Source organism: Bradyrhizobium sp. MI1.11 (assembly GCF_055811255.1).
In genome coordinates, this window is the sequence record NZ_JBVVPM010000002.1 from 27,291 (window position 1) to 40,569 (window position 13,279).

A 13,279-nucleotide genomic window follows, 5' to 3' on the forward strand; every position below is an offset into this window, starting at 1 on the left:
TCAAACGAAAGCGCTTTAATGGACTCCCTCAATCCCGATCATCCTCCGCTCACCGAGACGCCGGCGCCGCGGGTCTGGAAATTCTGGGGCACGGCGCTGTGGGGCATCGCTATCTTCGCAGCCATGTTCGTCGGGCAGATCGGGGCCATCGTCTATCTGGTCTGGGTCGCCCGCGACCCTATCGACCTCGCATCACTGCAGCACGTCGGTGGCGAGCCGGCGTCGCTCGCGTTTTCGGTCACGATGGGCCTGCCGGCGACGCTGGCCGCCGTGTGGCTGGCCATCCGCATCAAGAAGGCGTCCTTCGTCGACTATCTCGCGTTGTATTGGCCGTCATGGAAGCAACTCCTGTTCGGCGCCGTCGGGCTGATTCTGATCGTGGTGGCCTGGGAGACGATGTCGCGGAGTCTCGGCCGCGAGGCGACGCCGGGCTTCATGACCGATCTGTTGAAATCCGGCCGTGACAAGGGCGCCGCCGTGATGCTGCTGTTCGCCTTCAGCGTGGCGGCGCCGATGTCCGAAGAGGTTTTGGCGCGCGGCTTCCTCTACCGCGGCTGGTCGGCGAGCTTCCTGCGCGTCCCCGGCGCGATCATCCTGTCGTCGCTGCTGTGGACCGTCGTGCACCTGCAATACGACCTGTACTTCCTCGCCGAGGTCTTCTCCATCGGCCTCTGGTTCGGCTACATGCGCTATCGCAGCAACTCACTGTGGCTCACGATCGTGCTGCATGCGCTGAACAATCTGACGGCGGTGGTGCTGACGATGTGGTTGGGGAGTTAGGCCACCAGCGCGATCGCGATCGGCATCGTGATCGCCGCCAAAATCGTCTGCAGCGTGATGATCTGCGCCAGTAGCGGGGCATCGCCGCCCATCTGGCGGGCCAGCACATAGGCGCTGGTCGAGGTCGGCACTGCGGCGCAGATCGCGACGATCGCGAGACTGTCGCCGGACAGTCCGAACCAGACGGCGAGCCCCAGCGCGATCACGGGCATCAGCACCAGCTTGAACACCACGCCGATAGCGGCGCCCGTGCTGGGGCGGAGCAGGCCTTCAAGATGCAGGCCGGCGCCGGTGACGAGCAGGCCGATGGCGAGCGAGGAGCGGCCAAGTGCATCTGCCACCTCATGCCAGATCTTCGGCAACGGCAGATGGACGACGTTGATGACGAGACCGATCACGCAGGCCCAGATCAGGGGATTGCGGACAACCGTCATGACAACGGTGCGCGCGGATTGCTTCTTCGGCGCTGCGTAGTGGGCGAGCACCGCGACGCTGAGGACGTTGACCAGCGGAATGATCGCCACCATCGCGACGGAGGCGAGCGCCAGCCCGACCTCGCCGAACATATTGGCGGAGACGGACAGCGCCACATAGGTCTGCCAGCGGATCGCGCCCTGGAAGATCGAGGTGAAGGCGGGGCCGTCGATATCGAGCCGCGACAGGGCCGGGCGGAGCGCGAGGCAGAGCAGCGACATCGCGAGCGCCGAGAGCAGCAGCGCGCCGCCGACGCCTGCGACCGGGACCTTGGACAGGTCGGCCTTCACCAGCGTCTGGATCAGCAGCATCGGAAACAGCACGAAATAGGTCAGCCGCTCCAGCCCGTTCCATTGCGTATCGAGCCGCATCAGCGTGCGCTTTAGCACCACGCCGAGCACGATCAGGATAAAGACGGGGAGGAGCGCCGCGATCACGACGGCCATGGATCAGTCAGGCCCCGGGGCTGCGCGCAGATTGGCGAGGCGGTCGAGCGCGCCTTGCAGGATGAAGATCGCGGCGTGCTCGTCGATCACTTCGGCGCGCTTGGCGCGGCTGACGTCCATGCCGATCAATTCGCGCTCGACCGCGGCAGTCGATAGACGCTCATCCCAGAGGCCGATGGGCAGCGCGGTCAGGCCGGCGAGGTTGCGGGCAAACGCCCGGGTCGATTGCGCGCGCGGGCCCTCGCTGCCGTCCATGTTGATGGGCAGGCCGAGCACGAAGCCGACGGCCTTGCGTTCACTGGCAATCGCGAGCAGCCGGGCGGCGTCCTGCTTGAACGCCTTGCGCTGGATCGTCTCGACGCCGGTCGCCAACCGGCGGTCCGGATTGGACACAGCAACGCCAATGGTCTTGGTACCTAGATCAAGGCCGACCAACCCGCCGCGTTCGGGCCAGTGGGTTGCGGCATCGACGAGAGGCAGGATGAGAGCCGGCATGGGACTAGCGCATATCACGCGTCGCGCTGCGGTGCTATAACATGGAAAAGCCGCACGAAAGGCGGCTCAGACGGCGACGATGCGCCCCTTAATTGCGAATAGATCGGGCGGCTCATAGCGCCTGAATTGCTCTGCAACCTCCAAGCCCGGCGGCGGCTCACCAATCACCGAGCTCTCTTCCCGTATCTGGAATCCTGCCTCGCGGAATAGTCGCAAGTAGTCGCTGTGGCGCAGCCGATTGACGTACTGCTTGCCACTGTTGAACGGTCGCCACTGTTCATCCGAATAGCGGAGGAAGTTCAGTCTCGAAACTGACTTGTCCGACCTGGCATAATGGTCGCTATAGTCGATTGAATGCGTCGTGAGGCCATTGGTGACGGCGCGCAATCCCTTGAGAAGGGTTACAAGCTGGTCTGCCGGCACGTGCTCCAGAACCTCGTTCGAGCAGGAGCAATCCACTTTCGTTCCGTCATCGTTCACATAGTAAGGGGCCCGATACTCAATCCCCGACCGCGCAAGGTCATCCCAAGTCTCGAACTTGCCGCCGAGCCTGCTTCCTGCATGCCGGATCAGATCTAGCTTCGCCAGCCGCTCGACGTCGCATGCGATGATCTTCGGCACGCCAAGCGCCCTGAGGGCGATAGGAACGGCCAGATCGCGTCCGGCGCCGATTTCCAAGACCGATCCAGGAAGCGCATCGCTCACGGCACTGTAGTCCGCTACAACGCGCCGGGCGATTCCGGCAAGAGCATCAAGCGTAGCATCTCGGCGAGGCCAGTTCCGCGTGACGTGGCGCTGCAAGAAGTAGTGCGCCTGAGCCCCGCCGGGGAGATCGAGCGCACGGAACGCAAGTGCTTTAAGCCGCCAATCCATGGCCTTGCCCTACTATGGGTCGAACGAATTGTCGAGGAGACCGAGTTGCGGGGGCTGCCGGGATCGCATGTTCGCCGTGACGGCGATGCTGGTCCCTGGAACACCGCAGCCAATGGTTCGTGGTGCTGTTCGCCATGTCCTGCGTGCCCGGTTCGGCTTAAGGCTTCCTGCAAGGGGCCTAGCCGTTCGACGTGGTCGAGGCGATCTGGGCCACTGCGGCGCTGGGGTCTCAGGCCGCGATGAATTCGTCGTCCTGCTTCAGGCAGGCGGAAAACCCGTTCAGCGCGCTGGTTTGATGTCCGGCACGACGCTGGATGAAGAGCGTCTCGACCTGCGCGTGCGAATGGCTCAGCGCGTGCATCGACACGCTGCCATTGATCGCGCTGCGTTCGACCACGGCGCGCGGCAGCAGCGTCACACCCATATCGGCGGCGACACAGCCGATCATGCCGTCGAGCGTGCCGAGCTCGAAGCGTGCGGCTGACGGCCAGCCGAACTCGACAAAGATCTGTTCCAGCCGCTGCCGGTAGGTGCAGCCAGTGCGGAACGTCAGCGCGGTCGGGCCGGATTCCGGCGTGCCGGCACGCAGGTCGGCGAGCGTGGCCCAGCGCCGCGCACTGACCAGCACCAGCTCTTCGCGGAACGCGCTCGTCGCGGTGAGATCGGCATGCGCGATCGGACCTGCGACGAAGGCGCCGTCGAGCGTGCCTTCGAGCACGCAAGCGACGAGGTCGGCGGTGGGCGCGGTGCGCAGGCTCAGCCGGACGGCGGGAAAGCGGCGATGAAAATCGGCCAGCAGCGGCGGCAGCCGCACCGCCGCGGTCGTTTCCATCGATCCAATCGCGAGCGGTCCCTTGGGCTCGCCGTCGTCGCAGGCCGCGAGCACGGCCTCGCGCGCGAGTGCGGACATCCGTTGCGCGTAAGGCAACAGCCTTTTGCCCGCGCCGGTCAGGGTCATGCCGCGGCTATGGCGTTCGAACAGCGGTGTACCGATCTCCGCCTCCAGCGCCTTCACGCGCTGGGTCACGTTCGACTGCACCGTGTTGAGCTCTTCGGCCGCGCGGGTGATGCCGCCGGTGCGGGCGACGGCAGCGAAGGTCTGGATGTCGCTGAGTTCCATAATATCGTTTCTCTTTTGAGATGGTAGCGTTCGTTAGAATTCAATTTTAGAGAATGGTATTCTGGACTAATGTTCGTGTCGAGAGCGGAGGAGCCATGCCGATCATCACGCCGGTGACCCAGCTCCTGGGGATCAAACATCCGATCCTGCTGGCTCCAATGGACACGGTCGCCGGCAGCCGGCTGACGCGGGCGGTCAGCGAGGCCGGCGGCTTCGGGATCCTGGGTGGTGGCTACGGCGATCAGGAGCGGCTCGAGGCCGAGACCAGGCAACTGAGCGGCTTTGCTTCGTTCGGTATCGGCTTCATCACCTGGAGCCTCGCAAAAAAACCAAGACTTCTCGACATCGCACTCGACGCCAATCCGCAAGCGATCATGCTGTCATTCGGCGATCCCGCGCCATTTGCAGCGCGCATCAGGACGTGCGGGGTGCGCTTGATCTGCCAGGTGCAGAGCGAGGACATGGCGAAGCAGGCGCTCGACGCCGGTGCGGACATCCTGATCGCGCAGGGTACCGAGGCCGGCGGCCACGGCGCATCGCGCACCACCGTCGATATCGTACCTGCGATCGTCGATCTCGCGGCCGGGCGGGTGCCGGTGGTTGCCGCCGGCGGAATTGCCGATGGTCGCGGGCTGGCCGCAATGATGATGCTGGGCGCCTCCGGCGTGCTGATCGGCACGCGCTTCTATGCCAGCGTGGAGGCCAATGGCGCGGAGGAAGCCAAGCAGCGCATTCGCGACGCTGATCCCAATGACACGGTGCGCGGCGTCATCGTCGACTGGTCGCGCAGCCTGTTCTGGCCGGCCCCGTTCACCGCGCGAACGCTGGTCAACGATCATATCAGGCGCTGGACGGGCCGCGAGATCGAGCTGATGCAGCGCGCCGCCGAGGTGACCGTCGAATATGCCGCGGCAAAGGCCGCGGGCAATTTCGAGGTCGCCGCGGTCTTTGCCGGCGAGGCTGTCGGCCTGATCCATGATATTCCGTCCGCCGCCGAAATCGTCGAACGGATTGCGACCGAGGCCGAGCAACTGCTAACCGGCCGGCGAAATTCCAGCGTGTCCGCCTAAACTGCGAGAGAACAACCATGTGGCCGAACCGTCGACTGATCGATCTCTTCAAGACCGAATTCCCGATCGTGCTGGCGCCGATGGCTGGCGTGATGGACGCGGAGCTGGTGATCGCCGTTGCGCAAGGCGGGGGGCTCGGCTCGCTACCGAGCGCGATGCTGTCGCCCGAGAAGGCGCGCGAGCAGGTCAACATCATCCGCCAGCGCGTCTCCGCGCCGGTGAACATGAATTTCTTCTGCCACACACCGGTCGAGCTCACGGCCGAGGCCGAGGAGCGCTGGAAGCAGCGCCTCGCGGGCTACTACCGCGAGCAAGGCCTCGATCCCGCCGCACCCATCAATGCCGCAAACCGCGCGCCGTTCGACGCCGGCTTCTGCGAGGTCGTGGAGGAGCTGAAGCCCGAGATCGTCAGCTTCCACTTCGGCCTGCCGGAGGCCGAGCTGCTCAAGCGGGTCAAGGCGGCCGGATGTCTCGTCATCTCCTCGGCGACCACGGTGAGGGAAGCGGTCTGGCTCGAGCAGCACGGCGCTGACGCGGTGATTGCACAAGGCGCGGAGGCCGGCGGTCATCGTGGCATGTTCCTGACCGACAAGATCTCGGAACAGCCCGGCACCTTCGCGCTGGTGCCGCAGGTGGTCGACGCGGTGAAGGTCCCGGTGATTGCGGCCGGCGGCGTTGCGGATGGCCGCGGCATTGCAGCCGCCTTCGCGCTCGGCGCGGCCGGCGTGCAGATCGGGAGTGCCTATCTGCGCTGTCCGGAATCCAAAGTCAGTGCAGCGGCACGCGCGGCGCTCGCCGAGGGGCGGGATGATTCCACCGTTATCACCAATGTCATGACGGGGCGGCCGGCGCGCGGCGTCCAGAACCGCCTGATGCGCGAGGCCGGCCCGATTTCGCCGGACGCGCCGCCATTTCCCCATGCCGCAACGGCGCTGGGACCGCTGAAGGCGGCTGCCGAAAAGCAGGGCAGGGTAGATTTCACCAATCTCTGGGCCGGACAGGCGATCGCCCTCGGCCGCGAGGTCCCGGCAGCCGAATTGACCCGGGATCTCGCCAAAACGGCCCTGGCTCGCCTGAAAGCTCTCGCCGGATAGGTCCCCGCCGCCGGTTGCGGCGCAAAAGCGGCCTCTGCTATACGGCACTTAGGTTTTGCCGTGAGAGGCCTTATATAATGTCCGTCGACGCCGTTACCGTCCGCCGCATCGCGCATCTGGCGCGCATTGCGGTTTCCGAGGGCGAGGTTCCGCATCTGCAGGGCGAGCTCAACGCCATGCTCGCCTTTGTCGAGCAGCTCTCGGAGGTCAATGTCGAGGGTGTGGAGCCCATGACCTCGGTCACCCCGATGCAGATGAAGAAGCGGCAGGATTTGGTCAATGACGGCGAGATCGCCGACGATATCGTTGCCAACGCGCCCGCGACCGAAGGTCACTTCTTTCTGGTGCCGAAGGTCGTCGAGTAACTTGCATAGCGTTTTCGAGCGAAGTGGAAGCCGGTTCGCGTAAAGAAAACGCGTCAAACTAAAGAGTCTTAGGACGTGGTCCGATGTGCATGCTTTGCGACGACGAGAAGGCCTATCAGGCCTATATGAACTATCTCGACAAGATGGAGCGGCAGGGCAAGGCCGCCGACCCCAATGTCGCCGTCAATGCCGTGCTCGACGAGATCGAGGCGGCGGCCAAAGCGTCCGCCAAAAAAGACGACCCGGCCAACGACAAGTCCCTGTCTCCGTTCTTCTGCAGCCCGATCAATAAATGACCGATTTGACATCGCTGACGCTCGCCGAGGCCCGCAAGGGCCTTGCGGCCAAGACTTTCACGTCCCTCGAGCTGACCGACGCGCATCTGAACGCGATCGAAGCCGCGCGTGTGCTCAATGCTTTCGTCATGGAGACGCCGGACCAGGCGCGGACCATGGCGCGCGAGGCGGACGCCAGGATCGGGAAGGGCGACGCGGGGCCGCTCGCCGGCATTCCGCTCGGCATCAAGGACCTGTTCGCGACGAAGGGCGTGCGCACCACGGCGTGCTCGAAAATCCTCGGCAATTTCGTGCCGACTTACGAGTCCACCATCACCTCGCAGCTGTGGCGCGACGGCGCGGTGATGCTGGGCAAGCTCAACAATGACGAGTTCGCGATGGGCTCGTCGAACGAGACCTCGTGCTTCGGCCCGGTCGGCAATCCCTGGCGGCGCGACGGAAGCAACGCGACGCTGGTGCCGGGCGGCTCGTCTGGCGGCTCGGCCTCCGCCGTGGCCGCGTTGCTCTGCATGGGCGCCACCGCGACCGACACCGGCGGTTCGATCCGCCAGCCGGCGGCGTTCACCGCAACGGTCGGCATCAAGCCGACCTATGGCCGCTGCTCGCGCTGGGGCATCGTCGCCTTTGCCTCCTCGCTCGACCAGGCCGGTCCGATCGCGCGCAGCACGCGGGATGCCGCGATGCTGCTGCGCTCGATGGCCGGCCACGATCCGAAGGACACGACCTCGGTCGACATGGCTGTGCCGGACTACGAGGCCGCGATCGGCAAGTCCGTGAAGGGCATGAAGATCGGCATTCCCAAGGAATACCGGCTCGACGGCATGCCGGCCGAGATCGAAAAGCTTTGGGAGGCAGGCGCGGCCTGGCTGAAAGCGGCAGGCGCCGAACTAGTCGAAGTGTCGCTGCCACACACCAAATACGCGTTGCCGGCTTATTACATCGTGGCGCCGGCGGAGGCGTCCTCCAACCTCGCGCGCTACGACGGCGTGCGCTACGGCCTGCGCGAGCAGGGCCGCAACATCAACGAGCTCTACGAGAACACCCGCGCCGAAGGTTTTGGCGCCGAGGTGAAGCGCCGCGTCATGATCGGCACCTATGTGCTCTCGGCCGGCTATTACGACGCTTACTATTTGCGCGCCCAGAAGGTGCGCACGCTGATCAAGAAGGACTTTGAGGATTGCTTCGCCAAGGGCGTCGACGCGATCCTGACGCCGGCGACGCCGTCTGCGGCCTTCGGCATCGGCGAGAAGGGCGGGGCGGACCCCGTCGAGATGTACCTCAACGACATCTTCACGGTGACCGTGAACATGGCGGGCCTGCCGGGCATCGCCGTGCCCGCCGGCAAGGACGCGCAGGGCCTGCCGCTCGGCCTGCAGCTGATCGGCCGTCCCTTCGACGAGGAGACGCTGTTCTCGCTCGGCGAGGTGATCGAGCAGGCCGCCGGCCGCTTCACGCCGGCGAAATGGTGGTGAACATGGCGGCGTATATCGCCAGCCTCGACGGCGTCGCGCCGCCGCCGGATCTCAGCGCGCCGCTCGCCGCACTGTGGTGGGCCGCCAAAGGCGACTGGGACCAGGCGCACAGAATCGTCCAGGACGAGAGCAGCCGCGAGGCCGCCTGGGTGCACGCCTATCTGCACCGGGTCGAGGGCGACCTCGGCAATGCCGGCTATTGGTACCGCCAGGCTGGCCAGCCCGTGGCCACGGATTCGCTTGAAGCAGAATGGCAGCGCATCGCCGATACGCTGGGTGGGAGTGCATCCGCATGAGCGAGCCTGGTTTCACGGGTCCGAAAGCGAAGCCGGAGGATTTATTCGGCCGTTTTCGCGAGATCGTTTCCGATCCGCTCAACCTCCTGATCGAACGCGTCCCGATGGCAGGCCTCGTCGAAGGCGACCAGGTCTATCTGCATAACGGCCTGAAGGTTCCGGGCATCGGGCCCGGAGCCTATTACGGACCTTTCAGCAGTGTGCTCATCATCAATCGCGGCGTCCACGAGCCGCTGGAAGAATATGTCTTCCAGGAATTGCTGAAGCGGCTGGGCGAGGCGCCCTCGATGATCGAGCTCGGCGCCTATTGGGGCCACTATTCGATGTGGCTCAAGAAGGCGCGGCCCAAGGCAGAGGTCATCCTGGTCGAGCCGGATCCCGCTTGCCTGAAGACCGGTCAGGACAATTTCGCGCGCAACGGACTGCGGGCCGAATTCGTCAAGGCCTTCGTTGGCAAGGGTAAATTCGAGGTCGATGCCTTCTTCAGGGACAGGAAGATTAAGCATCTCGACATCTTGCATGCCGATATCCAGGCCTTCGAGGTCGAGATGCTGCAAGGCGCGGAGAGCGTGCTCGCCAAGCGCCGCGTCGATTATCTCTTCATCGCAACCCATTTGCAGGCCCTCCATGACGAGGTCGTCGATCGTCTCAAGGCGCACGGCTACCGCGTTGAGATCTCCAGCGATTTCGAGGAGCAGAGCACGTCGTTCGACGGCTTCGTGTTCGCCTCCTCGCCGGAGGTCGACGCGCTGTTCGGAGAGATTGAGGTGATGGGCCGCCGCGAGATCGCGTTGCGCCAGCCGGTCGATGTGCTTCGGTCGCTCAACGGGCTTCTCGAAGCCGGTGAAGCGCGAGCGGTCAAGGGACCAATAAAGGAACCAGTCAAGCCATGAACGCACCTGCCGCACCCCACAAGCTTCTCAAGGGCTCAACCGGTGACTGGGAGATGGTCATCGGCCTGGAGGTCCACGCTCAGGTGACGTCGAACGCGAAGCTGTTCTCCGGCGCCTCCACCGCGTTCGGCGGCGAACCGAACTCGCATGTGTCGCTGGTCGACGCGGCGATGCCGGGCATGCTGCCCGTCATCAACGAGGAATGCGTCAGACAGGCTGTCCGGACCGGCCTCGGGCTGAACGCGCAGATCAATCTGCGCTCGGTGTTCGACCGCAAGAACTATTTCTATCCGGACTCGCCGCAGGGCTACCAGATCAGCCAGTACAAGTCGCCGATCGTCGGCGAAGGCGAGGTCGTGGTCGAACTGGACGGAGGCAAGACCGCCACGATCGGCATCGAGCGGCTGCATCTGGAGCAGGACGCCGGCAAATTGCTGCACGATCAGTCGCCGACCATGTCCTATGTCGATCTCAACCGCTGCGGCGTGGCGCTGATGGAGATCGTCTCGAAGCCCGACATCCGCGACGCCGAGCAGGCCAAGGCCTATGTGACCAAGCTGCGCTCGATCCTGCGCTATCTCGGCACCTGCGACGGCGACATGGAGAAGGGATCCTTGCGCGCCGACGTCAACGTCTCCGTGCGCAAGCCGGGCGCGCCGCTCGGCACCCGCTGCGAGATCAAGAACATGAACTCGATCACCTTCATCGGCCAGGCGATCGAGTACGAGGCCAGGCGCCAGATCGAAATCCTCGAGGACGGCGGCGCGATCGACCAGGAGACCCGGCTCTACGACCCCAACAAGGGCGAGACGCGGTCGATGCGGTCCAAGGAAGAGGCGCACGACTATCGCTACTTCCCCGATCCCGACCTGCTGCCGCTGGAGTTTTCGCAAAGCTTCGTCGACGAGCTGAAGGCTGAGCTGCCCGAGCTGCCAGACCAGAAGAAGACGCGCTTCGTCGCGGATCTCGGCCTGTCGGCCTACGACGCCAGCGTGCTGGTCGCCGAGCGCGAGAGCGCGGTGTTCTACGAGACCGTGCTGGAGAAGCTCGCCAACCGCGCGCGCGATGGCAAGGTCGCCGCGAACTGGGTGATCAACGAGCTGTTCGGTCGTCTCAACAAGGAAGGCCGGGATATTACGGACTCTCCGGTCGATGCCGCACAGCTCTCCGGGATCATCGACCTGATCGGCGAGGGCACGATCTCCGGCAAGATCGCCAAGGATCTGTTCGAGATCGTCTGGCAGGAGGGCGGCGATCCCCGCGCGCTGGTCGAAAGCCGCGGCATGAAGCAGGTCACGGATCTTTCGGCGATCGAAAAGGTTGTCGACGACATCATCGCGGCCAATCCCGACAAGGCGGCGCAGGTCAAGGACAAGCCGCAGTCACTCGGCTGGTTCGTCGGCCAGGTGATGAAGGCATCCGGCGGCAAGGCCAACCCGCAGAGCGTCAACGAGCTGCTCAAGTCCAAGCTCGGCATCTGACCTCGCGCGTTCGAACGAGGTGACGGACGGGCGTCGTCACCTCGCTTCGGTTCGCGATGCGACGCTCGCGCGCATCCTCGGCGACGAACTTCATCCCGATCGAACGCGATACGCCGACCGAATCGCCGTCACGCGATTCGCGCAAAACGGCGACTTGCACGCGCTCTGACGAGCGTTCGCGCCGTTAATCATGAAAATATTTTCGTTGCCAAAAGGCGCGACTCAGAGTCCGCGAAACGCCTTCGCGAGGCGCTCGCGCGATCGGCAGGATGCATCATTGCAACGATCGCGCGCGATGCGCGCGCGCAAAAAAATACTTTCTGCATAGCGTTTTTCTGCAATCGCATCTCTCGCAAAGGTCGATGCTGCGGGCACTCTCCGCGATCGCAAGCACACGTCATGCAGACCGCTTGCATCGCGTTCGCCAAGCGCAGGCGCGTTGCGTCGTCAACACTTCTTTAAGCGAGACGCTGTTTTTTTCGTTGTGTTGGTGTATTCGGGATGAGTGTGCACTCGATCCCCGACTGCATGCAGCGATTAAGCCATCTCACACATCGGAGGGCAACATGGCCAAGAAAGCTAAGAAGGCAAAGAAGGCGAAGAAGGCGAAGAGCGCAGTGAAGAAGACTGCGAAGAAGACCCGCAAGGTCGCCAAGAAGAAGTAACTTCGCTTTTTGAAGTTGTCGGCTCCTAGAGAGCCGGCACGTCATCAGCGCCTCTCAAAAGGTTCTGGTCGACGATAGAGGGTGTCGGCGAGACATCAGGTCAACGGTCGGATCGTTCTCTTTCGCGGGTTCGCTCGCCAAAGGCCGGTCCGGCAGAAGAAACAAGTTTTCTTCGTTCGTGCGGTTCTCCGTAAGGGGCTCCGCAATTTCACAAGTGGCCTTCGGGCCAACGTGGAAGCTGGTCCTGACGTGTTCGCCGACGCCCTCGTTCTGATGAGGCCGGGGTATTGCCGGCATTCCCATATCCCGACATTGTTGATCTGACCGCGGCGTGGCCGTTCTGCCCTTGAGCAGGCGGGTTCGCATATGAGGTCTCAGCGGCGCCTGAGCGAGCGCCTCGTCCTTCGAGACGACCGCTTCGCGGTCTCCTCAGGATGAGGCTCAGCTGCACCCATCTGCGTTGCTGCTGCCGCATCCTCATCCCTCATCCTGAGGGTCCGCCGCAGGCGGGCGTCTCGAAGGATGGCCGCAGTCGAGCTTCCAGCCATATGTTTCTTCATATGCGCGCCCTGCTCGAGCAGGGAGGCTGCGGCGCAATTGCTCGCTGTTCGCGCGCCGCTGGTCCATTCGCGGCGTCATCGCCCGGCTCCGATCGGGCGATCCAGGACGCCGCAGCTTCCCGTGGGACCATTGCTATCTCTGGAATAGGGTGACGACAGCGGGCGGGGACGCCGCAGAACCGACGTCACCGTGTGCAATGGTTATCGTTCTCCCAAAATCCCAAGGTAAACCGAATCTGACGAATTGCAGAAGTGCCTGCAAAACAGGGACTTCTTGCATTTGTCGCACGCGCCTGGGGCGGACGCGTTTACGTCTGCTTCATCGCGATGTTTAAACTGCCATTCAAATTTGCCCGCCATCATTACCTCCAACAAGCCGGCAAACGGCACGGGCAAGAAGCCTCGGGGATGAGTTGAACAGTTGATTGGACGGGAGCCGCGCTCGGGGGACGGGACGGCACAAAAAAAGGGGATGCGTTATGTTTCAGGGTACTTTCGATCTGGAGACCGCGACGCCGATCGACGCAGACGCGCTGTCGGACGTGCTGTTCGAGCGCGGCCTCTATTGGGCGAGCGGACGCTCCGGTCTCGTCGATCTCGTCGCCGCGCACAAATGGTTCAACCTCGCCGCGCTCAAGGGTCGCAAGGACGCCGTGACGCTGCGCCGGGAAGTCGCCGGGCAGATGTCGGACGCCGATATCTCGGCCGCCCAGCGCGAGGCGAGGGCATGGGTTTCCGCCCACTGAGCGGAGATCACGTCCTGGCCGTCGTTTCGCAGGTGAAAGCTGATTTTCGCTGAATCAGGTTCCCTCGTGCTCCGCCAACCGGATTCGGGGCGGCATGAGGCCACCGTCGCGTGTCAGGTGAAGGAACGCACAGATCTCGGATTCTGCTGCGGG

The 13,279-nt window shown here is 64.0% G+C and carries 14 protein-coding genes; 10 read left to right on the forward strand and 4 right to left on the reverse strand.

Annotated features, from left to right (window positions below; genetic code table 11):
* The first annotated feature begins 18 nt into the window (after positions 1 to 18).
* Positions 19 to 780: a lysostaphin resistance A-like protein gene (locus AC0L30_RS02005; RefSeq protein WP_473403706.1), complete on the forward strand. Its 762-nt coding sequence runs from the start codon at positions 19 to 21 to the stop codon at positions 778 to 780.
* Here AC0L30_RS02005 and AC0L30_RS02010 read toward each other — a convergent pair.
* From AC0L30_RS02010 to AC0L30_RS02025, 4 genes are all read right to left on the reverse strand, one after another.
* Positions 777 to 1,700, reverse strand: coding sequence for an AEC family transporter (locus AC0L30_RS02010; protein ID WP_007603326.1), 924 nt, complete (start codon positions 1,698 to 1,700; stop codon positions 777 to 779). The two genes, AC0L30_RS02005 and AC0L30_RS02010, sit on opposite strands and share 4 nt — an antisense overlap.
* 3 nt (positions 1,701 to 1,703) lie before the next feature.
* Positions 1,704 to 2,195 carry a Holliday junction resolvase RuvX gene (gene ruvX / locus AC0L30_RS02015; RefSeq protein ID WP_007603328.1) on the reverse strand — a complete coding sequence of 164 codons (492 nt, stop codon included), beginning with the start codon at positions 2,193 to 2,195 and terminating at the stop codon, positions 1,704 to 1,706.
* A gap of 66 nt (positions 2,196 to 2,261) precedes the next feature.
* Complete coding sequence (locus AC0L30_RS02020; RefSeq protein ID WP_007603330.1) at positions 2,262 to 3,068, reverse strand: methyltransferase domain-containing protein; 807 nt, start codon at positions 3,066 to 3,068, stop codon at positions 2,262 to 2,264.
* Positions 3,069 to 3,297: 229 nt separating this feature from the next.
* Positions 3,298 to 4,188, reverse strand: a complete 891-nt coding sequence (locus AC0L30_RS02025; RefSeq protein WP_007603331.1) for a LysR family transcriptional regulator — start codon at positions 4,186 to 4,188, stop codon at positions 3,298 to 3,300.
* A gap of 95 nt (positions 4,189 to 4,283) precedes the next feature.
* Between AC0L30_RS02025 and AC0L30_RS02030 the strand changes: the two genes are divergently transcribed.
* The 9 genes from AC0L30_RS02030 (at position 4,284) to AC0L30_RS02070 (ending at position 13,126) form a co-directional block, all read left to right on the forward strand.
* A complete protein-coding gene (locus AC0L30_RS02030; protein ID WP_007603332.1) occupies positions 4,284 to 5,258 on the forward strand; it encodes an NAD(P)H-dependent flavin oxidoreductase in 975 nt (324 codons plus the stop codon).
* A gap of 17 nt (positions 5,259 to 5,275) precedes the next feature.
* Positions 5,276 to 6,352, forward strand: coding sequence for an NAD(P)H-dependent flavin oxidoreductase (locus AC0L30_RS02035; protein WP_473403707.1), 1,077 nt, complete (start codon positions 5,276 to 5,278; stop codon positions 6,350 to 6,352).
* Between the two features lie 77 nt (positions 6,353 to 6,429).
* On the forward strand, positions 6,430 to 6,717 hold the full coding sequence (gene gatC, locus AC0L30_RS02040; protein WP_473255245.1) for an Asp-tRNA(Asn)/Glu-tRNA(Gln) amidotransferase subunit GatC: 288 nt from the start codon (positions 6,430 to 6,432) through the stop codon (positions 6,715 to 6,717).
* 83 nt (positions 6,718 to 6,800) lie between these two features.
* Positions 6,801 to 7,013, forward strand: a complete 213-nt coding sequence (locus AC0L30_RS02045; protein ID WP_007603337.1) for a hypothetical protein — start codon at positions 6,801 to 6,803, stop codon at positions 7,011 to 7,013.
* Positions 7,010 to 8,485: an Asp-tRNA(Asn)/Glu-tRNA(Gln) amidotransferase subunit GatA gene (gene gatA, locus AC0L30_RS02050; RefSeq protein ID WP_473255244.1), complete on the forward strand. Its 1,476-nt coding sequence runs from the start codon at positions 7,010 to 7,012 to the stop codon at positions 8,483 to 8,485. Before AC0L30_RS02045 ends, gatA begins: the two co-directional genes overlap by 4 nt.
* Entirely contained in the window at positions 8,476 to 8,781 is a 306-nt protein-coding gene (locus AC0L30_RS02055) for a hypothetical protein (protein ID WP_473255243.1), read from the forward strand. The genes gatA and AC0L30_RS02055 overlap by 10 nt, the downstream gene beginning before the upstream one ends.
* Positions 8,778 to 9,674, forward strand: a complete 897-nt coding sequence (locus AC0L30_RS02060) for a class I SAM-dependent methyltransferase (RefSeq protein ID WP_473255242.1) — start codon at positions 8,778 to 8,780, stop codon at positions 9,672 to 9,674. The genes AC0L30_RS02055 and AC0L30_RS02060 overlap by 4 nt, the downstream gene beginning before the upstream one ends.
* Positions 9,671 to 11,155, forward strand: a complete 1,485-nt coding sequence (gene gatB / locus AC0L30_RS02065) for an Asp-tRNA(Asn)/Glu-tRNA(Gln) amidotransferase subunit GatB (RefSeq protein WP_007603352.1) — start codon at positions 9,671 to 9,673, stop codon at positions 11,153 to 11,155. The genes AC0L30_RS02060 and gatB overlap by 4 nt, the downstream gene beginning before the upstream one ends.
* Before the next feature lie 1,704 nt (positions 11,156 to 12,859).
* Positions 12,860 to 13,126, forward strand: coding sequence for a hypothetical protein (locus tag AC0L30_RS02070; RefSeq protein WP_219684721.1), 267 nt, complete (start codon positions 12,860 to 12,862; stop codon positions 13,124 to 13,126).
* The last annotated feature ends 153 nt before the right edge of the window (positions 13,127 to 13,279 follow it).

Bases quoted from the DNA above. Each gene is read 5' to 3' on its own strand.
- AC0L30_RS02005 (WP_473403706.1), top strand. From the start codon at position 19: ATGGACTCCCTCAATCCCGATCATCCTCCGCTCACCGAGACGCCGGCG.
- AC0L30_RS02055 (WP_473255243.1), top strand. From the start codon at position 8,476: ATGGTGGTGAACATGGCGGCGTATATCGCCAGCCTCGACGGCGTCGCG.
- gatB (WP_007603352.1), top strand. From the start codon at position 9,671: ATGAACGCACCTGCCGCACCCCACAAGCTTCTCAAGGGCTCAACCGGT.
- AC0L30_RS02060 (WP_473255242.1), top strand. From the start codon at position 8,778: ATGAGCGAGCCTGGTTTCACGGGTCCGAAAGCGAAGCCGGAGGATTTA.
- gatC (WP_473255245.1), top strand. From the start codon at position 6,430: ATGTCCGTCGACGCCGTTACCGTCCGCCGCATCGCGCATCTGGCGCGC.
- gatA (WP_473255244.1), top strand. From the start codon at position 7,010: ATGACCGATTTGACATCGCTGACGCTCGCCGAGGCCCGCAAGGGCCTT.
- AC0L30_RS02030 (WP_007603332.1), top strand. From the start codon at position 4,284: ATGCCGATCATCACGCCGGTGACCCAGCTCCTGGGGATCAAACATCCG.
- AC0L30_RS02035 (WP_473403707.1), top strand. From the start codon at position 5,276: ATGTGGCCGAACCGTCGACTGATCGATCTCTTCAAGACCGAATTCCCG.
- AC0L30_RS02045 (WP_007603337.1), top strand. From the start codon at position 6,801: ATGTGCATGCTTTGCGACGACGAGAAGGCCTATCAGGCCTATATGAAC.
- AC0L30_RS02025 (WP_007603331.1), bottom strand. From the start codon at position 4,188: ATGGAACTCAGCGACATCCAGACCTTCGCTGCCGTCGCCCGCACCGGC.
- AC0L30_RS02010 (WP_007603326.1), bottom strand. From the start codon at position 1,700: ATGGCCGTCGTGATCGCGGCGCTCCTCCCCGTCTTTATCCTGATCGTG.
- AC0L30_RS02020 (WP_007603330.1), bottom strand. From the start codon at position 3,068: ATGGATTGGCGGCTTAAAGCACTTGCGTTCCGTGCGCTCGATCTCCCC.
- AC0L30_RS02070 (WP_219684721.1), top strand. From the start codon at position 12,860: ATGTTTCAGGGTACTTTCGATCTGGAGACCGCGACGCCGATCGACGCA.
- ruvX (WP_007603328.1), bottom strand. From the start codon at position 2,195: ATGCCGGCTCTCATCCTGCCTCTCGTCGATGCCGCAACCCACTGGCCC.